16 protein-coding genes are annotated in these 18,989 nt (G+C 74.5%); 7 read left to right on the top strand and 9 right to left on the bottom strand.

Annotated elements, in window-relative coordinates; genetic code table 11:
- Together ACZ7C5_RS13955 and ACZ7C5_RS13950 are read left to right on the top strand one after the other, a co-directional pair.
- Positions 1–276 (top strand): sigma-70 family RNA polymerase sigma factor (locus tag ACZ7C5_RS13955; RefSeq protein WP_470322665.1); only part of this gene is annotated, 276 nt, incomplete at its 5' end.
- Positions 277–341: 65 nt separating this feature from the next.
- Entirely contained in the window at positions 342–1,352 is a 1,011-nt protein-coding gene (locus tag ACZ7C5_RS13950) for an iron-containing redox enzyme family protein (RefSeq protein ID WP_470322664.1), read from the top strand.
- On the opposite strand, the gene ACZ7C5_RS13945 is transcribed toward ACZ7C5_RS13950, so the two are convergent.
- The 3 genes from ACZ7C5_RS13945 to ACZ7C5_RS13935 all read right to left on the bottom strand — a co-directional run bounded on the left by ACZ7C5_RS13945 (position 1,326) and on the right by ACZ7C5_RS13935 (position 3,328).
- Positions 1,326–1,649 carry a CDGSH iron-sulfur domain-containing protein gene (locus ACZ7C5_RS13945; RefSeq protein ID WP_470322663.1) on the bottom strand — a complete coding sequence of 108 codons (324 nt, stop codon included), beginning with the start codon at positions 1,647–1,649 and terminating at the stop codon, positions 1,326–1,328. The two genes, ACZ7C5_RS13950 and ACZ7C5_RS13945, sit on opposite strands and share 27 nt — an antisense overlap.
- Positions 1,633–2,289, bottom strand: a complete 657-nt coding sequence (locus ACZ7C5_RS13940) for a HemK2/MTQ2 family protein methyltransferase (RefSeq protein WP_401082594.1) — start codon at positions 2,287–2,289, stop codon at positions 1,633–1,635. The genes ACZ7C5_RS13945 and ACZ7C5_RS13940 overlap by 17 nt, the downstream gene beginning before the upstream one ends.
- A gap of 151 nt (positions 2,290–2,440) precedes the next feature.
- On the bottom strand, positions 2,441–3,328 hold the full coding sequence (locus tag ACZ7C5_RS13935) for a Rieske (2Fe-2S) protein (RefSeq protein WP_470322662.1): 888 nt from the start codon (positions 3,326–3,328) through the stop codon (positions 2,441–2,443).
- 509 nt (positions 3,329–3,837) lie between these two features.
- On the opposite strand from ACZ7C5_RS13935, the gene ACZ7C5_RS13930 reads away from it, so the two are divergent.
- The gene (locus ACZ7C5_RS13930; RefSeq protein WP_401082588.1) at positions 3,838–4,569 is read left to right on the top strand and encodes a 2OG-Fe(II) oxygenase; all 732 of its coding nucleotides are present in this window, start codon (positions 3,838–3,840) and stop codon (positions 4,567–4,569) included.
- 25 nt (positions 4,570–4,594) lie between these two features.
- Positions 4,595–5,167 carry a hypothetical protein gene (locus tag ACZ7C5_RS13925; protein WP_470322661.1) on the top strand — a complete coding sequence of 191 codons (573 nt, stop codon included), beginning with the start codon at positions 4,595–4,597 and terminating at the stop codon, positions 5,165–5,167.
- 181 nt (positions 5,168–5,348) lie between these two features.
- Here ACZ7C5_RS13925 and ACZ7C5_RS13920 read toward each other — a convergent pair whose 3' ends face one another.
- From ACZ7C5_RS13920 to ACZ7C5_RS13895, 6 genes are all read right to left on the bottom strand, one after another.
- Positions 5,349–9,428 carry an AAA family ATPase gene (locus ACZ7C5_RS13920; RefSeq protein ID WP_470322660.1) on the bottom strand — a complete coding sequence of 1,360 codons (4,080 nt, stop codon included), beginning with the start codon at positions 9,426–9,428 and terminating at the stop codon, positions 5,349–5,351.
- 5 nt (positions 9,429–9,433) lie between these two features.
- Entirely contained in the window at positions 9,434–10,531 is a 1,098-nt protein-coding gene (locus ACZ7C5_RS13915; RefSeq protein WP_401082580.1) for an effector-associated domain EAD1-containing protein, read from the bottom strand.
- Between the two features lie 4 nt (positions 10,532–10,535).
- On the bottom strand, positions 10,536–11,594 hold the full coding sequence (locus ACZ7C5_RS13910) for a trypsin-like peptidase domain-containing protein (RefSeq protein ID WP_401082577.1): 1,059 nt from the start codon (positions 11,592–11,594) through the stop codon (positions 10,536–10,538).
- 35 nt (positions 11,595–11,629) lie between these two features.
- On the bottom strand, positions 11,630–12,940 hold the full coding sequence (locus ACZ7C5_RS13905; protein ID WP_401082574.1) for an alpha/beta hydrolase: 1,311 nt from the start codon (positions 12,938–12,940) through the stop codon (positions 11,630–11,632).
- Between the two features lie 149 nt (positions 12,941–13,089).
- A complete protein-coding gene (locus ACZ7C5_RS13900) occupies positions 13,090–14,079 on the bottom strand; it encodes a radical SAM protein (RefSeq protein ID WP_470322659.1) in 990 nt (329 codons plus the stop codon).
- 23 nt (positions 14,080–14,102) lie between these two features.
- Complete coding sequence (locus ACZ7C5_RS13895; protein ID WP_401082568.1) at positions 14,103–14,234, bottom strand: hypothetical protein; 132 nt, start codon at positions 14,232–14,234, stop codon at positions 14,103–14,105.
- 376 nt (positions 14,235–14,610) lie between these two features.
- Between ACZ7C5_RS13895 and ACZ7C5_RS13890 the strand changes: the two genes are divergently transcribed.
- From ACZ7C5_RS13890 to ACZ7C5_RS13880, 3 genes are all read left to right on the top strand, one after another.
- Entirely contained in the window at positions 14,611–16,224 is a 1,614-nt protein-coding gene (locus tag ACZ7C5_RS13890; protein WP_470322658.1) for a carbohydrate binding domain-containing protein, read from the top strand.
- Between the two features lie 302 nt (positions 16,225–16,526).
- Positions 16,527–17,852 carry a preATP grasp domain-containing protein gene (locus ACZ7C5_RS13885; RefSeq protein ID WP_401082565.1) on the top strand — a complete coding sequence of 442 codons (1,326 nt, stop codon included), beginning with the start codon at positions 16,527–16,529 and terminating at the stop codon, positions 17,850–17,852.
- Positions 17,853–17,866: 14 nt separating this feature from the next.
- Positions 17,867–18,886 (top strand): quinone oxidoreductase family protein, encoded by a 1,020-nt coding sequence (locus ACZ7C5_RS13880; protein WP_470322657.1) that lies wholly within the window; start codon positions 17,867–17,869, stop codon positions 18,884–18,886.
- Positions 18,887–18,989 lie beyond the last annotated feature (103 nt).

Raw genomic sequence — 18,989 nt, 5'->3', positions numbered from 1 at the left:
CTGCTCGACCGCCTCGGCGGCTGCGACCCCGGCCTCGAACTCGCCGACTTCCGGATCGCCGTGCGCCCCCTGCTGGCCCGGCTCCCCGAACGCGAGCAGACCGTCCTCAAACTCCGCTTCTGGGACGGCTGGACCCAGTCCAGGATCGCCGACCGGATCGGCGTCTCCCAGATGCACGTCTCCCGGCTGCTCAGCGCCACCCTGGCCTGGCTCCGCGAGCAACTGGAGGACCGGGACGCCCCCGGCTGGGCCGACGAGCCGCAGCCGTCGCACTGAGGCCCCGCACGCGGCCCGCCCGGGTGCGTGGGTGGGAAGCGGGGACGGGAGGAAGGGTGGACGCGATGGATCCGCGGGATCGGGACGTACTGCCCGTGCCGCGCGGACCGCTGTCGGCGGCGGTGCTGGCGCTGCTCACCTCGGGACCGCCCGGGGCCGGCCGCCTCCTCGCTCCACCGGGTCCGCTCACCGAGCCGTGGGGCGAGGACCACCAGCTGGCCCTGCACCTCTGCTACGAACTCCACGGCCGAGGGCTGCCCGGAGTGCCCGCCGACTGGGAGTGGGATCCCGGACTCCTGAGGTTCCGGCAGGAGTTGGAGCGCCCGTTCCTGTCCGCGGTCCGGGCGGAGGCGGAGCCCGTGCCACCGCTGCGGGAGGCCCTGGAACCGCTGTTCACCGAGCCGCCCGACGGCACCGGCCCCTCGCACTTCCTGCTCGCCGAGGGCGAGCGCCGGCACGCCCGCGAGTACCTGGTGCACCGCTCGGTCTACCACCTCAAGGAGGCGGACCCGCAGCTGTGGATGCTGCCGAGGATCCACGGGCCCGCGCAGGCGGTGCTGACGGCGGTCCTCTACGACGAGTACGGCGCAGGCCGGCCGGAGCGGGCCCACTCCCTGCTGTTCGCCCGGATGATGGCCGCCTTCGGTCTCGACACCGGCTACGGGTACTACCTGGACCTCGTCCCGGCGCCGACCCTGGCGGTGGTCAACCTGATGACGCTGTTCGGGCTGCACCGCGCGCTGCGCGGCGCGGCCGTCGGGCAGTTCGCGACCATCGAGATCACCTCCTCCCCGGGGTCCGCCAGGCTGGCGACGGCGCTGGAACGGTTCGGCGGCGGGCCGGACGGCACCCTCTTCTACCGCGAGCACATCGAGGCGGACGCCGTCCACGAGCAGCTGGTGCGCCGCGGCGTCATCGAGGAACTGGTGGCCGCGGAGCCGGAGTTCGCCAGGGACGTGGCGTTCGGGACGGTCGCGGCCGGGGTGGTCGACGGCCGCTTCGCCGACCACCTGCTCGGCTGCTGGCGGGCGGGGCGCAGCTCGCTGCGCTCAGCCCTGCCCGACTGGGCGGGCTGAGCCGCTGCCGTCGGCGCTTCCGTCCGAGCGGCTTCCGTCCGAGCGGCTTCCGTCCGGGCCGCCTCCGTCCGCGCCGCCTCCGTCCGAGCCTCGCGCAGGGCGGCCGCGCCGCCGGTGGCTGGTGTCGCAGAACGGGTAGGTGCGGCTGCGGCGGCAGGCGCACAGCGCCACCACCGGGCGCTCGGAGACCCGGACCGTGCCGTTCGGCAGGACCACCTCGACCGGGCCCTCCACCAGCAGCGGACCACCGGGGACCACGACCACCCGGGTCGTCGGCCGGTCAGCGTTCACGGACACCGCGCACCACCACCAGGTCCTCCTCGCGTTCGCCCGGCCGGATCAGCCCGCGCTCCTCGAACAGGGCGGCCCGCGAGGTCATCACCGGGCCGAACTCCTGCCGCCGCCGCGCCGCCACCGCCGTGCGCAGCCCGGCCGCGCGCAGCAGCGCGAGCGTGGCACGGACGTCCGCGAGCGAGGACTGCACCAGCAGCAGCACGCCGTCGGCGGCGAGCAGGGCCGGTGCCTCGCGGCAGATCCGGTCCAGGACCAGCCGCCCGTCCGGTCCGGCGTCCCAGGCCAGCGCGGCGCCGCGGCCGACGGTGCCCGGATCAAGGCGGGCCGGGACGTACGGCGGGTTCGCGGTGATCAGGTCGTAGCTCCGGCCGGCCACCGGGGCCAGCAGGTCGCCCCGGCGCACCAGGACCCGCCGGTGGTGCAGCCGGCTGTTGAGCCAGGCCGTGGCGGTGGCGCGGGCGGACATGTCCACCGCGGTGACCCGCGCGCCCGTCCGGGCCGCCACGAGCGCGACCGCCCCCGTCCCGGTGCACAGGTCGAGCACCCGGCTGGCGCCGTCCAGCGGCTCCCGGCGTACGCACGAGGCCAGGAGTTCGGTGTCCCCCTGGGGCGGATAGACCCCGGGCGGCCTGACCAGCAGCATGGCGGTTCACCTCCCGGTACGGCGCTGGTGCCCGGGCGCGGCGGGGTGGGCCGGGAGATCGGGGACGACGGCGGTCATGGCGCCTCCTGGAGCGGACGCCTGGCGGCTGCCCCCGGTGGCGGGGCCCAAACACCGGGCCGTGCGGGCCGGGTCAGCCGGCCCCGGGCAGCCGGACCTCCAGGTGCCCGGAGAGCACCCGGGTCTCCAGTACCGGCTGCGGCGCGGTGGCCGGACCGTGCACCACCTCCCCGTCCCGGAGCCGGAACTCGCTGCCGTGCCACGGGCAGCGCAGGCAGCCCTCCACCAGCGAGCCCTCGGAGAGCGGCCCGGACAGGTGGGCGCGGCGCTCGGCCAGCACGTGGCACCGCGTGCCCTCGCGGACCACGACCACGGCCAGTTCGCCGGCCGTCGCGCGGACGGGCTTCCCGGCAGGGAAGTCCTCCACCGCGCCGAGGCCGACCCAGTCGGCCGGCGCCAGCCGGGGCACGGCGGCGGCCCGGTCGGGCCCGGCGGCCTGCCGGTAGGCCAGGTGCCCGCCCAGCGCGCAGCCGACCGAGACGGCGGTCAGCCCGGCCAGGCCGAGCAGCCGCCCGTGGGTCCGGTGCCTCCGGCAGCGGGCCAGCAGCGAGCCGCCGTACAGCAGCACGCCGGTGGTGTTGCAGAGCGCGTGCACCAGCCCGGTGCGGCGGCGCGGCGGGTCGAGCCTGGCCCAGTCCACCCAGCCGGTGAGGGCGGTCGGTCCCGCGGTCAGCAGGCCGGCTGCCACCAGGGCGTCGGCGGACCGGCGTCCGCCCGGGAGGAAGTCCAGCAGGGCGGCGGACGTCCAGCAGCCGATCGGCAGTTGGACCATCGCCGGGTGGAGCGGATGGCCGAGCCACACGCCGTGCAGGGCGTCGCGGTACGGGCCGAGCGGGAGGGCCTCGACCGCTGCGGCGAGCGGCCGGGCCGGGGCGTCGAGGACGTCCCAGTGCTCCGGTGCGTCCAGGGCCCGGCGCAGCCGGCGGGACCACCGGTGGGTGTGCAGGGGTGTGTGTTCCATACCGGGGCGGCTAGCCCGAGCACCGGCCCGGCAAACCCCGGCGCGGCGGAGATCCGGGCGGAGGCGCGGCGCGGCCGGGGCAGGCCGGCGATCCAGCCGTGCACGGCCAGCAGCTGGCGGACGTTCCACCCCGGGACGAACGACAGGTGCGGCGCCACCGCCGGAACGGGCCGCGCCGCCCCCGCGGCACGGCGGCCAGGGCCACGCGCGGGGTGGTCGCGGATCACCGCGAGGCCCGCCCGGCCACCGGCCACCGGCAGCGGCAGCGCGACGGGCGGCGCGCCGAACCGCCGGGCCCGCCAGCCCAGGACCGGCAGCCTGGACAGCAGCGGGACCGGTGGCCAAGGGGCGCGGGGTGCCCGGAATGCGGTGTCCGAATGCCGCCAGCGCCCTCGCCGGGCGGTGGCGATCATGGGACCCAGGGTGCGTCCCGCCCCGTCCCGTCGCGCTGAGGTGGGATCGTCGCCCGAGACCGCTCGTACGTCCCTGCCCGCAGCGAGGAAGAACTCATGACCGACGCCACCCTGACCGCCGGTCCGGTGGCCGACCGGCTCGACGGCACCGACTGGCCGGCCCTGGCCGGCGAACTCGACGAGTACGGCCACGCCCTCACCGGCCCGCTCCTCACGCCCGCCGAGTGCCGGGCGATCACCGCCCTCTACGACGAGCCCGACCGCTTCCGCACGACGGTGGACATGGCCCGCCACCGCTTCGGCTCCGGCCAGTACCGCTACTTCACCCACGACCTGCCCGCCCCGGTCCGGGACCTGCGTGCGGCCTTCTACCCCCGGCTGCTGCCCGTCGCGCGCGCCTGGGCCGAGAAGCTCCGGAAGCCCGCGCCCTGGCCCGACGACCTGGACGCATGGACGGCGGCGTGCCACGCCGCGGGCCAGGCCAGGTCCGCGCAGATCCTGCTGCGCTACGGCCCCGGCGACTGGAACGCCCTGCACCGCGACGTGTTCGGGGACATGCTCTTCCCCCTCCAGGTCGTCATCGGCCTGGACGTACCCGGCACCGACTTCACCGGTGGCGAGTTCCTCATGACCGAGCAGCGCCCCCGCGCCCAGTCCCGCGGCTCGGCCACCGTCCTCCCGCAGGGCCACGGCCTGGTCTTCACCACCCGCGACCGGCCCGTCGCGAGCAAGCGGGGCTGGTCGGTCGCACCGATGCGGCACGGGGTGAGCACCGTCCGCACCGGCCGGAGGCACACCCTCGGCCTCGTCTTCCACGACGCCTCGTGACCACCCAGGACCAGGAATCCTCACCATGACCCACCACCACGGCGCCCCGGCGGACCCCTCCCGCTCCCCGCGGATCAGCACCGCCGGCCAGACCGGCCGGTTCGGCGGCCCGGCCGCGCCCCGGCCGCACACCGACGCCGAACTCGCCGCGGTCATCGGGCTGTTGACCTCCGGCCGGCCCCGCGCCGAAACCGTCGTGATCGGCCACGGCCGCGACGACGTCTCCCGCGCCACCGCCCGCGCGTTCGCCGAGGCGTGGCAGGCACGCGGCGGCGTGGTCCTCGGACAGGTGGACTGGCCGGAGGACGCGGCGTCCTGGCTGCGCCCCGCACGGCGCCTGACCGCCCAGACCCCCGACGCCTGGGTGATCGCGGCCGCCGTCCTCGGCTTCGCCCAACTCGCCCGCCGCCTGCGCCACTCCACCGACTTCGACCCGGCCCGCACCGTCGCCTTCGCCGCCCTCGACGACCCCCGCCTGCCCGCACTGGCCGGCCCCGGGACCCTGGACGGCCTGCGCGGTGCCACCGCGGACGGCGGCACCTGGGACATCCACGACGGCTGGATCACCTCCCGCCGGCGGACGGAGTCGAGCGGGTGAGCGCCCGCCCTGCCCGGCGCCCGTGCCGGTAGGGACGACGGCCGACGCGGCCGCGCCGTCCGACCCGGGCGGCCCTCGCACCACTCGTCCGGTTCCGCCCGGAACCGGAGCCGGACGAGTGCCCGGAAGGGCGGCCGGAGCACTCGCCTCCGGCCGCCCTCCGACCTTCGCGCCGGTGGGGTCAGTCGGGGCCGGTGGCGAGGAGGAGGTCACTGACCCGTTCGGGGCCGGAGGTGACGGTCACCCGGTAGAGGCCCGGGCGGGGGAGGGTGACGGCGGCGACCAGGGTCGCGTCGCTGAGCAGCAGCGGGGGCGTGGCGACGGCTGATCCGGTGGCCTCGTCGGTGATCCGGCAGGTGGCGCTGTCCGGCGTCGCGCCGTGCACCATCAGGGCCCAGGGCTGCCCCGCGACGGCCGTGTCGGGGAGGGAGAGGCCGAGCCCCGGGCGCTGGAGGGCGTCCGTCACCGGGCGGGGCCGGTGGGCGGCCGGCCTCCGGTCGGTGAGGACGGCCCGGACCAGCTCCAGGACCTGCGGGTCCGAGCAGAGAGTGCCGTGCCGGCCGGACACGAACAGCACGGCGTTCGAGGCGGAGGGCGCGGCGGCGTCGCGGGGGACGAGGCCGTCCCCGCCGCGGTCCCAGCGGACGACCTCGCCGGACCCGCTCCGGTACGGACGGCCGTTGTCGTGGGTGCGCGGTGCCGTCAGCTCCGCCGCGATGCCGTCCTCGGTGACTCGTAGGCTCTGCACGGTCGGCTGGCCGATGCCGACCACGGCGCGGGTGCGGGGGAGGAACGGCGCGCGGGCCTCCGTCCGCCGTGCTGCCAGGGCGATGGTGGCGAGCTCCGGATCGCCGCCGGCGCGGCCGACGTCGTCGAGGCGCAGCCGGCGCAGTCCGCCGTCCGTCTCGACGCAGGGGTAGTCGGGCAGCAGGTCGTACACGCCCGGCAGGGTGGCGGCCAGTCCGGCCGGCGAGAGCGGCAGGATGCGGCGGCGGCCGCTGAGCAGTTCGGCGACGGCGGGGGTGCCGTGGAAGGGCGTGCCGATGGTGACCAGGTCGCGGGTGAGCGCGGCCAGCCGGGAGTCCGCCGCCAGCGCCGCCCGGGCGACGAGGCCGCCGGTGGAGTGGGCGACGAAGACCAGCCGGGGTTCCTCGTCGGGAGCTCCTGATTGGCGGCGGCGCGGGTTCGCGTGCCAGTCCTCCAGGTGGCGGTGGGCGGCCCCGGCCAGCAGGCGCGCGTTCACCTCGGCGGAGAGCCGCCAGTCGTAGGGGAACGGCAGGACGGCGTCCTGGTGGGGGACGGTGGCGCGCAGGGCGTCGAGCAGGGGCTGGTAGGTCTCCAGACCGCCGAGCGCCGCCAGCCACGCCGGGGCGCTCAGCAGGCCGTCGGGGCGCAGCCGGTCGGTCCGGCCCGCCCGTTCGTCGTGGGTGATGCGGAGCGCGGGGAGCCGGAGGAGGCCGGCGCCCCTGAGACTGCCCCAGACGTGCCGGCCGGTCTCGGTGTCCAGGAGCGAACTGCCCATGAAGCCGGGGAGGAAGACGATGGCGTCGTGGGTGGTGTCCCGGGGGGCGGGGGCGGGTGTGGCGAGGTCCACCTCGTGCCGGAGGTTCTGCACCACTGCTCGGCTCCAGGCCGCGGGGTGCTCGCCCTCCTGGCCGAGGTAGGTGTTGACGGCGTCGCCGAAGTCGACGCTGGTGAGTGCGGGGCCGGTGCCCGGTGTGGGAGGTGGCACGCTGACGCCGGTGGCCCGGGTGAAGTCCCGCAACTCCTCCGAGGTGAGGGCGTCGCGGAGGGCGGAACCACCTCCGCCGGACAGGTCGACGCCGGACTGCCGGGCGGTGAGTGCCACGAACTCGGGGGCCTCCTCGCCGAGTTCGGCGGCGATGAGCCGGATGAGCTCGGGGTTCCTGGCGATGTCCTGGGGGTCCAGGCTGCTCATGATGGCGAGCGTGCGGGAGCGAAGCCGGCGGGCGTCGAGTGAGTCGAAGGAGCCGCCGGTCCGGTGCAGGCGCAGGATGTTCACATTGATACTGAGAGTGAGCACCGTGTCCTGAAGGGCCTCTGTCGCGACCCGCGCCTGGTAGAGCAGATCGTGGGCACGGCCGAAGTCGCCCTGGATCAGGGCGCTTTGGGCCCGCAGGACAAGCATGCTCGCGGCGGAGGCCGGATCGGGCTCGCCGGCCAGGACGTCGTCGGCCAAGGCGTCCACTTCATCCCAGCGGCGCAGAGCAGCCAGTGAGTTGATCAGGACGACGGTGAGGGGGATGTCCCCGCCCACCCGCCGAGGACGCTCCTGGAAGAGTGTCAGCACCTCGTCCGGCTGGTTGTCGACCAGGAACTGATGGGCGGCACGCAGCGCCTGCCGGGCCCAGGTCTCGTCGTCGGCCTGCGCCCGGAGCTCCGTGGGGGCGATGTTTCCCAACTGCTCGGCGAGGTACACCTGCGAGCAGGGCGGCAGCTCGTCGTGGGCCGGCTCCAGCAACCGGCCCGCCTCCTTGTCCCAGCGGTGGTCGAGGGTCTCGGTCGGCTGGCCCAGTGCCAGCCGGTGGTAGAGCTCCTCGACCCGGTCGCCGTCGCTCTCGTAGTGGGCGACCGCCCGGCGGTGGATCAGCTCCACGACCTCGGGGCGGTCCCGCCGGAGCAGCGGCAGCATGACGGCGCGGACGTCCGCCCGGTGGACCACCGCGAGCCGCCCCGGCACCTCGTCGACGAGGGAGGCCTCGCGCCGGAAGTCCTGGAAGAGGTGCAGCGCGCGGTCCTCGTCCACCGCGCCGAGGCCGCACGGCTCGGCCAGGACCGTGCGGATGACGTCCGGGGTGACCTTCCGGACGATCAGGCCGGGACTGGCGATGCGGCGCAGGTCCGGGTCGTCCAGGTGGTCGAGGATGCGCCGGTACAGCACGCCCTGGACGGTCTCGGCCTCCAGCTTGTCCCGGAGCCGCTCGTGCAGGGCCGGGTCCCGCAGGGCGTCGGCCTCGTGGCGGAGCAGGGCGGCGGCCAGTTTGAGGTTGAGCGGGCTCCGGCCGACGGTGTCGGTGACCAGGTCCAGTTCCTCGTCGGTGGCCCGTGCGAGGGTGGTGACCTGCCGGCGCAGGAAGTGGCGGGCCGTCGGCGGGTCGAACCCGTCGAGGGGGACGGAGCGGAAGCGGGGGTCGTCGGCCGGCGCGCGGCCTGCGGCGATGACGCGCAGGTTCGGGCAGGTCCACCGCAGGCTGTCCAGGGTGTGCAGCAGGCGGTCCTGGGCGAAGCGGCCGCGCCGTTGGACCCGTTCGAAGGTGTCCAGGACGAGCAGCGGCATCCGGCCGTCGTGGTCGGCCCCGACGGCGGCCAGGAAGGAGCCGAACCTGTGGAGCAGCAGGTCGGTGTCGTGGTTCCGCGAGCTTCGGTGCCCGGACGAGGAACTGCGGTCCCGCTCCGCTCTGAGGTCGGCGGCGACGGCGCGGCGCAGGGAGTGCCCCAGGGCGTCCGCCCGGTCGCGCATCCGCGGTGCCAGCAGAGCGACTTGGCGGACGGCCTCGACGAGGACGGTCAGCGGGCGTTCCGGTGCCAGCTCCGGGCGCTCGAAGGTCAGGTAGAGGTGGGCGGCGGGGGCGGGTCCGGCACGCTCCAGGAGGAAGCGCGACAGCAGCGTGGACTTGCCGACCCCGCCCGGTCCGTGCACGAGGAGCCAGGGGGAGTAGCCGTCCCTGCCGTCCACGTAGCCGGCCAGCGCCCCGAGTTCGTCCTCCCGCCCGGTGAACGTCTCGTCGGCGAGGGCCTGGAGCGGTTGCAGCAGCCGGGCCCGCTTGAGGTGCTGCTGCACCTCGTCGGAGGACGGGAGCGTCAGCCCGTGGCCGTCGAGCGCGGCCCGTGCCCGGGGGGCGTCGCGGAACCAGCCGACCACGGTGAGGGCGGCGAACAGCTCGTCGAAGCCCTGCCGGTCCAGCGGAGGGTTCGCCGAGCCGAGGAACCGCTCGGCCCAGTCGCGCGCCGGGTCGGGGCCCGTGCGGGGTGCGGTGGTGAGGGCGGCCCGCAGGCGTTCCGGACAGCCCAGGGTCTCGATGGTGGCGGTGCGGACCTCGGGGGTCAGCCGCCAGCGGCGTCCCTCCCGAGTGGTGACCCGTTCGCAGTCGTGGATGAGGAAGTGCCGCAGGGACGCGTCGGTGCCGGCGCCGTCCGTGTCCGGGGCAGCCGCAGCCAGGCCCTCGGCGGTGAACGCGCCCAGCAGGACGGTCCGTTCGCGGTAGTCGGCGTGGGGCGGCAGCGTGCCGGTCTCGGTCACCGTCGTCAACATCCCTGGTAGAGGTTTCGGCCGAGGCCGACAGCCGTGCGCTGGATCTCGTCGGTCAGGGGGAGCGGGCCGTCGGGGAGGCAGGTGTCGTGGCCGGTCTCGCTCAGCACCTTGACGGCGAGACCGTCGGCGGTCACGGCGTCGATCGGGTGGCCGGCTTCCGCGGCGACGGTGTGGAAGAAGTCGCGGAGGTCCTGGACCCCGATCGGACCCAGCCGTTCCCGGGCGGCATGCCACTCGATGTCCGGCGGCAGCCAGCCGTCGTAGGCGAGCAGTACGATCCGCATCCGGTCCGCCATCTCCCCCTCGACCACGGCCCTGATCAGCCGGACGACCGCGCGCAGGGCGGGTTCGGTGAAGCGGAGGGCCTCCGAGTCGTCGAAGACGAGCCAGTGCCGCGGCTGTGCCGGGACGCACCCCCGCTCCTCGCGCATCCGTCCCCTGAGCTGTCTGACCAGCCGGTCGGCCTGCTGGTCCTCGGAGGAGTGGTGGTCGATCTCCACGCTCCACCCCCGGAACTCGTAGTTGAGGAACTCGGCGAGGTCGGAGACCCGGACCGGCTCGGTGTACTCGTTGATGTTGATCCGGCAGGGGTTGATGCCCCGGCTCGTCAGCACGTGGTGGATGAGGAACCAGGTGAAGGTCCGTCCGCTCCGCGGACCGCCTTCGACGGTGAGCACCCGGTGGCCCCGGTCGAGCACCATGTCCCGCAGCCGGGAACGGAGGGGCTTGCGGTCGAAGAAGGCGCACCACCCGTCATTGATCAGTCCGTGGTCGAACGGGTCGACGGATCGTGCGACCTCCTGTTCGTCCAGCAAGTCGGCGAACACCCCTGCGGCGGCCCGGGAGTCGGAGTCCTCGGCGACGACCTCGACGAGCCTGCGCAGGAGTCCGGTCGTCGCGGCCTTGTCGACGATGTCCGGCCAGACGTCGTACATCGACCTCTGCCAGTCGATCTCCGCCGCTCTGACGCCCGCGCGGGCGGCGATCTGCCGGGCCGGCGGCTGAAGGGAGTAGACCTCCATGAGGGCGTCGAGCAGGGCCTTGCCCCTGGGGTCGTCGTGGGGGAACGCGCGCAGGTCCAGCAGTGCCACCGGCTCACCCCACCCCGGCGGCGGCCAGGGCCTCGGCCACCCGCTCGACCCGCAGGCCCTCGTTGCGGAACTCCGAGGCGGTGAGCCGCCCGCCGACGCGGTCGTAGCCGCGGTGCAGGGCGACCAGCCGCCAGCGCTCGTCGAAGACGGGGGCGCCGGAGGAGCCGTGATCGGTGTCCGTCCAGTACTGCACCACCTGCTCGTCCACGTGCCGGACGACGTTGTGGCGGACGGCGAGCTTCTTCACCAGACCGTGCGGGTGCTGGATGATGCAGACCCGGTCGCCCTCGGCGACGGTGACCCGCTCGGGCAGCGGGACCACCAGGGCGTCCTCGGGCAGCGGTCCGGCGGCGCGGATCACGGCCCAGTCGCCCTCGGGCCGGCCGACGGCCGTGGCGGTGTCGCACCGGACGGTGCGGTAGGTGAGCGCCCGTCCGTCGAGGTCCTGCTCGTAGCCGAACCAGGCCTCGACCGCCACGGCGGCACGGCCGTCGGCGTACAGGACGTGGTGGTTGGTCAGCAGGAGGTCGGGGCCGATCCGGAAGGCGGTGCCGTAGCAGGTCGTGCCGTCGGCGTGGGTGACCAGCAGGCGGCAGACGGCGGTGGCGAGTTCGGCGCCGCGGCGCAGGAAGGCGACGTCCAGGTACTCGGCGGCGCCGAAGATCTGCCGTTCCTGTTCGTCCGGATCCCGGAAGGCGGCCCAGGTGCCTGCCGGGAGCTCCGTCGCGGGGGCGGGGAGCACGGGGTGGGCTGCGAGCAGTTCGCGCAGGCGGGCGGCGAGGGCCCGGTCGGGGCCGTCGGCGATCCGGTCGAGCAGGGGTCGGAGCTTCTCCTGCTTCCGGGCGACGCTGATGAGGTCGAACCAGACCTGGGTCATCGGCTGGTCCCAGTTGACGTCGGCCGGGCGGATGCCGGTCTGCTGGGCCAGCTCCAGCACCGGGTTGACCCGGAAGTGGACGGAGGCGAGCAGGTCGCGGAGCTCGCCGGCACCGGGGTGGTCCCACCGGAAGGGGAAGCTGTCCAGGAAGTGGGTCGTTCGCTGGGAGGGGGTCGTCGTCGCCATGCCCTGTGTGTTCGCTCGTCGGAGAGGGTGGGGAGTTACGGCTGGAAGGCCCAGTACGCGCCGTCCTGGTGCGGGATCCGGACCAGCCCGTAGCGCTCGGACGGGCGGTGGCCGTGGCGCAGCAGCCCGTACAGGTCGGAGAGCACGGAGCGGTGGTCGTTCACGTAGGAGTGGCCCATCAGACCGGTGTCGAGCTCGGAGACGTCGACGGTGTCCAGGCCGGGCGCGACCACCACGCCCGGCCCGGCCTGGCCCGCCCGGGGGTACTCGGCCAGGTGGCTGGAGACGGCGAGCGCGCGGTCGTTGGCGGAGGCGTAGAGGGTGCAGCCGCGCGCCTGGCGGACGATCCTCGGCAGGAGCTGGCGGAACACCTCGGCGTCGACGTCGGGCGCGGTGAAGACGACCTGCCCGAGCCGGCCGGCACCCTCGGGGAGGGCGGTGGTGTCCAGGTCGGCCAGGGCGTCGGTGACCAGCCGGTTGCCCATGCTGTGGGCGACGAGGTGCACCTCGTCGACACCGGTGTCCGTCAGCACGTGCCGCAGGAACTCCTGGAAGTGCGGGACGGCCCGGCGGGCGGCGTTGCCGTCGGCCGGGTAGTCGGTGACGGCGGCCTTGGACGGCCAGCTGTACAGCATGGGCAGGCCGGTGAAGTTCAGGTCGTAGGCGATCTGGGCGGCTCGGACGGCGGCGTCGGCGAAGGAGACGTTGTAGCCGTGGACGAACACCAGTGCCGATCGGGGGGTTTCGCCGTTGCCGGGGAGGTGGCGGCCGCGGGCCCGCTCGGCGAACCCGGCGGCGGTGAGCGGGGTGACTTCGCCGAGGTGGGTGTCCCGGTCCGGGCTGGTACGGAACCGCAGCCGCCACCAGCGCGGCTTCTCGACGGCGCCGACGCGGTGGTCGTCGGGGACGTTCACCAGGGCCTCTCCGTAGGAGAGCGGGCCGCGCTCGCCGCCGTACGCCGTCCCGGCCCCGGTGGCCGGCGCGCGGTCGGTGGCGTAGAGGACGGGGACGAGCAGGGAGCGCGTCGTGGTGCCCCAGGAGGGCGGGGGAGCGTCCGGACCGAAGCGCTCCCGGCCGTCGGTGAGCGCGTCGAACTCGGCGGCGAGGAGGTCGTCCAGCGGCGGGTACGCCTCGAAGGCGGCGGCCACCGCGTGGGCGGCCTCCTCGACGGCGTCGGGCGCGTCCTGGCCCGGCGACGGCGCACGGCCGCGCGCGGTCTCCAGGGCGCGCAGCGCCACGAGGACCTCGGCCTCCAGCCGCTCGAACTCGGCTTCCGACAGGCTGTCGGGCGCCTTCGGCCAGACCCGCGCGACAGCCGGCTCCAGCACATCCCACGTGTCCAACATCGGCCCCCAGCCGCCTTGTTCGGGACGAACCCGACCCGGCGCGACAACGAGTGCCGAACCGGATCGGTCGCATCATAGGCCTTGGGGCGGGCACGGTTGGGCGGTTCCCGCAGGTCCGGTGCCGAATCGGGGCACGGCGGGGGCGGGTCTCAAACGGGCTGGCGGGTGCGGGCGGCCCTGGTGACTTCGTCGTACCAGTTCACGAGGGCGGGCGCGTCCTCGCGCGCCAGACCGGCGTGCACGGAACGGCACAGGGACCGGAAGGGTGACGGGTCCCAGTGGCGGGCCAGCTCGGACAGCGAGGCTTCGTCGAGGTTGCCCAGGGCGAAGCGGCGGTCGAATCCGTAGGTGAGGGGCACGACCGTGCCGTCCGTCTCGATGACCAGTGGGGAGAGCCAGGAGGCGAGCCCCCGGGGCGGCTCGCCGTCGGCGAGGAACCGGTCGGCCTGGGCGACGATGCTGTGGCGGTCCACGAGGTCGAGCTGGACGGTCAGGTCCGTGGACGTCCGCAGCCGTGCGGCCTCCAGGACCGAGAAGAGCATCTCGGTCACGTCGGGCACCGCTCCGGGGAGGCGGCCGGCGGCGTTGCCCTCCGGTTCGAGCGGGTGGATCTGCAGCAGGCTCGCCCCCGCGGCGACGGCGAAGTCGGCCACCCAGGCGAGCTCGTGCACGTTGAACTGGGTCAGGGTGAAGATGAAGCCGAAGGGGATGCCGGAGGCGCGGACCAGGGGGAGGCGGCGCTCCATGGCCGAGAAGCTGCGGGCGTCCTGCCGCATCCGTACGTGGCTGTCCGGGGTGCCGTCCAGTGAGATGGCCAACACGTCGACCAGGCCCGTCAGTTCGCCCAGCCGACGTTCGGTGAGCAGCATGCCGTTGGTGGTGACGGTCGTCCGCATGCCGTGGGTACGGGCGGTGCGCAGCAGGTCCGTGAGTGGCCGGTAGAGCAACGGCTCGCCGCCCGACACGCCGAGGACGTCGTAGCCGAGGGCGGCGGCGTCGGTGACGGCCCTGCCCAGGACGGGCAGGGCCGTGGTCTCGTCGACGTCCGGCCCCGAGGACGAGTAGCAGTGGAGGCAGCGCAGGTTGCACCGCCGGGTCGGGTGGACCTGGAGGACGGCTCGCCGGCCGGTGAGGGTCATGGGGTGGGGGCTCGTCCGTGGTCTCAGCGGGCGGAGTTCGCGACCCCGACGGAGACCTCGATGACCTGGTGGTCGTACACCGGCGGAATGCCGCGCGGGAAGACGGTGACGGACGGTCCGCCGATGGTGTGGCTGCTGCGAATCAGCTCCACCACCTGGTCGACGACCGCCCCGGCCTGCGGGCCCGTGCCCTCGGCGCGGTGTGCGTGGCCTCCCGGCGGGGGAGGGGCCGTCGAAATTGGTCCAGACCTAATTGGTCCAGACCTATTGACGCCGCTTGTCATCCTTCCTACGATCCGGTCCGGCACAGCCCCCACATGTTCCACCTCACCCAGAGCCGGGCGTCACGCCCCCACGCGTCGGTCATGCCCATGACGCTCGGCGGGAAGGAAGCACAGCATGTTCCGTCGGAGGTCGCGTACCCCACGTCAGTCGGGCGGGTTCCGCCCTTGTCCGGAACCCGGTCGCCTCGAAGGCGGCCAGGCCGGCAGCGAGCCGCTCCGGGCGTCCGGTCTGCAACGGGCCTCGCGGGTGAGCCGGGCCGGCAGCGCCGGCAACGGGCGGACCCTCCTGAGGAGTTCCCTCGCCGCAGCGAGCGCCATCGCCGTCATCGGTGCCGGGCTCGCCGTGTCCGGCGCCGCCACGGCGGGTGCCGCCACCCCGAACCTGGTGGCCAACCCCGGATTCGAGAGCGGACTCTCCGACTGGAGCTGCTCCGGCGGTTCCGGTGCGGCCGTCACCAGCCCGGTCCACTCCGGTGCCTCCGCGCTCCAGGCCACGCCGACCGGCCAGGACACCGCCCAGTGCAGCCAGACCATCAGCGTGCAGCCCAACTCCCAGTACACGCTGAGCGCCTACGTCCAGGGCAGCTACATCTACCTGGGCGCCACCGGCACCGGCGTCAACGCCTCCACCTGGACGGCGAGCAGCCCGTCGTACGGCCAGCTCAGCGTCGGCTTCACCACCGGGGCGACCACCACCTCGGTGACCGTCTTCCTGCACGGCTGGTACGGGCAGCCCGCGTTCTACGCGGACGACGTGTCGCTCGCCGGCCCGGGCGGCACCACCACGCCGCCCACCACCCCGCCGACCACGCCCCCGACCACCCCGCCCACGACTCCGCCGACCACGCCGCCCACCACGCCTCCGACGACTCCGCCCACGACTCCGCCGACCACCCCGCCGGGTGACACCTGCCCCACCAAGCCCAAGCCCTCGGGCAAGGTCCTCCAGGGGTACTGGGAGAACTGGGACGGCGCCCTGAACGGGGTCCACCCGGGCATGGGCTGGACGCCGATCACGGACAGCCGGATGGCCGCGCACGGCTACAACGTGATCAACGCCGCCTTCCCGGTGATCCTCTCGGACGGCACCGTCCTGTGGCAGGACGGCATGGACAGCAACGTCAAGGTCTCGACCCCCGCCGAGATGTGCCAGGCCAAGGCGGCCGGGGCGACGATCCTGATGTCGATCGGCGGTGCCGCCGCCGGCATCGACCTGAGCTCCAGCACCGTCGCCGACCGCTTCGTGGCGACCGTCGTGCCGATCCTCAAGAAGTACAACTTCGACGGGATCGACATCGACATCGAGACCGGCCTGTCCGGCAGCGGCAACATCAACACGCTGTCCGCCTCCCAGTCCAACCTCATCCGCATCATCGACGGCGTGCTCGCCCAGATGCCCGCGGGCTTCGGCCTGACGATGGCCCCCGAGACCGCGTACGTCACCGGCGGTAGCGTCAACTACGGGTCGATCTGGGGTTCCTACCTGCCGATCATCAAGAAGTACGCGGACAACGGCCGGCTGTGGTGGCTGAACATGCAGTACTACAACGGGAGCATGTACGGCTGCTCCGGCGACTCGTACCAGGCCGGCACCGTCCAGGGCTTCACCAAGCAGACCGAGTGCCTGAACAACGGCCTGACCATCCAGGGCACCACCATCAAGGTGCCCTACGACAAGCAGGTGCCCGGCCTGCCGGCCCAGCCCGGCGCGGGTGGCGGCTACATGGACCCGGGCCTGGTGAGCCAGTCGTGGAACGCCTTCAACGGCCAGCTGAAGGGCCTCATGACCTGGTCGATCAACTGGGACGGCTCGAAGGGCTGGAGCTTCGGCGACAACGTCAAGCGCCTCCAGGGCCGTTGACATCCGGTAGGCCTCACAGCTGATCTTCCGTTGATCTCCCGCTGAGCCCTCCTTCCGAGTCCTCCCCATCGGGTTCCCGCGCCCCGGTGCACCACGGTGCACCGGGGCGCAGCCGTGTCCGGGGCGCGGGCGGCGGCCCGAGGAACAACCGGAGGGGCGCGGCGGTTGTTCGGCGTTTTGTTCAATGACCGAGGGCCGAGCCGGAACAACCCCGGTGCGCTACACCTGTAGCGCACGCCACACCCGTGTCGTGCGTCGGGGCCAGGGCCGTGACAGCGCCGGACGCCGGGAGGGCTCACCAGATGACGACGCTCTGCATCGCGAACAACCGCACCGAGGAGATGGTCGGGGACCTCACCGGGATGACGCCGCCGGAGCAGCTGGCCGCCGGGTGCGGGGCACAGCGGATGCTCTGGTGGGCCGAGGACGGTGACGTCCTGGTGCTGCCCTGGCGCCCCGATCCGGCGTACCTGGCGTACGTCACCGGGCTGACCGGGGTGCGGGCCGACAGCCTGGCGTTCGTGGTGCCGCCGCCGGGCGCGCAGGGCGACCAGGTGCTCACCACCGACCGCCTGGCCGACCCGGGCTTCCTGGCCGAGCTGCGCCGGGTGCTGGACGGGCGGACCGTCGACGAGGTGCTGGCCATCTCGCCGAACGGCGCGGTGGCCGAGCTGGCGGCGGCCCTCGGCGTGGCGCACGCCATGCCGGGTCGGCCCTTCGCCGCGCAGGGCGGCAACGCCCTGGTGAACAGCAAGGCGGGGTTCCGGGCGCTGGCCGCGGGCGCCGGGGTGCCGATCCCGCCCGGCAGGGTGGCCGGCTCGCCCCCGGAGGTCGAGGCGGCGATCGAGCACCTGCTGGCGCAGGGGCACAGCGTGATGGTGAAGGTCGAGTACCAGGCCGGCGGCCTCGGCAACGAGATCCTCGCCAGGGACGAGCGGGTGGAGGCGGTCGGCGCCGAGCGGGTGGTGCCGCTGGCGGACCGGGCGGCGGTGGCCGCGTACGTGGCCGGACGGTGGACCTGGCTGACCGGCGGGCGCTGCCAGCGGGTGGTGGTGGAGCGGTACTTCGGCGACTCCGTGCCGCTGTACGCCCAGTTCGCCGTCGACGACACGGCCGTGGTGCTCTCCGGCTGCGGTGAGATGGTCATGCGGCCGGTGGTGGTCGGGGAGATCACCCCGCCGGTCACCCCGGACGCCGGCGCGCTGGCCGAACTCGTCGACCAGGGCGCCCGGTTGTGCGAGGTACTGCGGGTGATCGGCTACCGGGGCACGGTCAGCGCGGACGCCGTGCTGACGCCCAAGGGCGAGATCTACTTCCACGAGACCAACGGCCGGCTCACCGGCTCCAGCCACCTGCTCGACGTCTACCTCGGCCGCCTGCTGCGCGAGGAGCACCGCGGCTCCCGCTACCTCCTGGAGCTGGAGGGCCTCAGGGTGCCCTCCTTCGCGCAGGGCGTGGCGGCGATCGGCGAGGCCGGGCTGGCCTTCGACCCGGCGACCGGTACCGGAGTGCTGTTCAGCAGCGACTACGGGCCCGTCGACGGCTCGGTGATGTACTGCGTGGTCGCCGGGAGCCCGGAGGCCGTCCGCGCCCTGGAGAGCGCGCTGCTCGCGCTGTTCGCCGGATGAGGCCGGAGGAGACCGTGGAGGCGGACCAGGGCGTGGATGCGGACATGGACGTGGACGCGGACGTGACGGGGGACGGGGCCGGGATGCGCGCGGTGGTGATCGACCGATACGGCGGGCCGGAGGAGCTCCGCCTCGCGACGGTGCCGGAACCGGCGGCGGGCCCGGGCCGGGTGCTGGTCGACGTCACCCTCGCCGGGCTCAACTACGCCGACCTGGAGTGCCGCACCGGCGAGTACCTCCGCTTCCCGCTGCCGGCGGTGCTCGGCGTCGACGTGGTCGGGCGGCGCCGCGGGGACGGCCGGAGGGTCGTCGCGCTGCTGCGCACCGGTGGCGGGTACGCCGAGGTGGCCGCGCCCGAGGCGGCGCACACGGTGGAGGTTCCGGACGGCGTCGGCGACGAGCAGGCGCTCGCGCTGCTGGAGCAGGGGGCCACGGCCTACGGCGCGCTGACCCTGACCGGGCGGCTGCGGCCGGGCGAGGCCGTCGGGGTGACCGCGGCCGCGGGCGGCGTCGGGCACCTGGCGGTGCAGCTGGCCAGGGAGCTGGGGGCGGGGCGGATCGTCGCCCTGGCCTCCACCCCGGAGAAGCGGGAGTTCGCGCGCTCGCTGGGCGCCGACACCGTGTTCGACCCCGAGGACCCGGACCTGGCCGGGCGGCTCGCGGAGTCGGGCGGGCTGGACCTGTTCCTCGACTCGGTCGGCGGGAAGGTGCTGCGCGCCGGGCTGGCCGGGCTGGCACCCTTCGGGCGGCTGGTGTCGGTCGGGGCGCGGGGCGGCGTGGAGGACGGCTTCACGGTGGGCGAGCTGGCGGAGGGTTCGGCGGGGCTGGCGGTCTTCTGGCTGAAGCACGCGCTGGCGGACCGGGCGCTGTTCACGGGCATCGCCGGCCAGCTGTTCCGGCTCGCCGCCGACGGGCGCCTGGTGGCGCGGATCGACCGGACCGTGCCGCTGTCCGGGGTGGCCGCGGCGCACCGGGCGATGGCCGCGCGGGAGACCATGGGCAAGGTGCTGGTGGACGTCCGCCGCGAGGGCTGAGCGGTGTGGAGGGGGGTTGTCGACCGCCCCCCCCCCCCCCCCCTCTGGCCCCGTGTCCGGGGTCAATCCCCCGCGTCCCCCCCCCAGCCCTGAGCGCACAACA

This window comes from Kitasatospora sp. NPDC036993, from assembly GCF_055607525.1.
This window is presented reverse-complemented; position numbering and strand designations above follow the sequence as displayed.

What these genes read in the sequence shown, in the direction of transcription:
- ACZ7C5_RS13885 (WP_401082565.1), top strand. Translation starts at nt 16,527, where the DNA reads ATGACGACGCTCTGCATCGCGAACAACCGCACCGAGGAGATGGTCGGG.
- ACZ7C5_RS13930 (WP_401082588.1), top strand. Translation starts at nt 3,838, where the DNA reads ATGACCGACGCCACCCTGACCGCCGGTCCGGTGGCCGACCGGCTCGAC.
- ACZ7C5_RS13905 (WP_401082574.1), bottom strand. Translation starts at nt 12,940, where the DNA reads ATGTTGGACACGTGGGATGTGCTGGAGCCGGCTGTCGCGCGGGTCTGG.
- ACZ7C5_RS13925 (WP_470322661.1), top strand. Translation starts at nt 4,595, where the DNA reads ATGACCCACCACCACGGCGCCCCGGCGGACCCCTCCCGCTCCCCGCGG.
- ACZ7C5_RS13910 (WP_401082577.1), bottom strand. Translation starts at nt 11,594, where the DNA reads ATGGCGACGACGACCCCCTCCCAGCGAACGACCCACTTCCTGGACAGC.
- ACZ7C5_RS13940 (WP_401082594.1), bottom strand. Translation starts at nt 2,289, where the DNA reads ATGCTGCTGGTCAGGCCGCCCGGGGTCTATCCGCCCCAGGGGGACACC.
- ACZ7C5_RS13900 (WP_470322659.1), bottom strand. Translation starts at nt 14,079, where the DNA reads ATGACCCTCACCGGCCGGCGAGCCGTCCTCCAGGTCCACCCGACCCGG.
- ACZ7C5_RS13935 (WP_470322662.1), bottom strand. Translation starts at nt 3,328, where the DNA reads ATGGAACACACACCCCTGCACACCCACCGGTGGTCCCGCCGGCTGCGC.
- ACZ7C5_RS13950 (WP_470322664.1), top strand. Translation starts at nt 342, where the DNA reads ATGGATCCGCGGGATCGGGACGTACTGCCCGTGCCGCGCGGACCGCTG.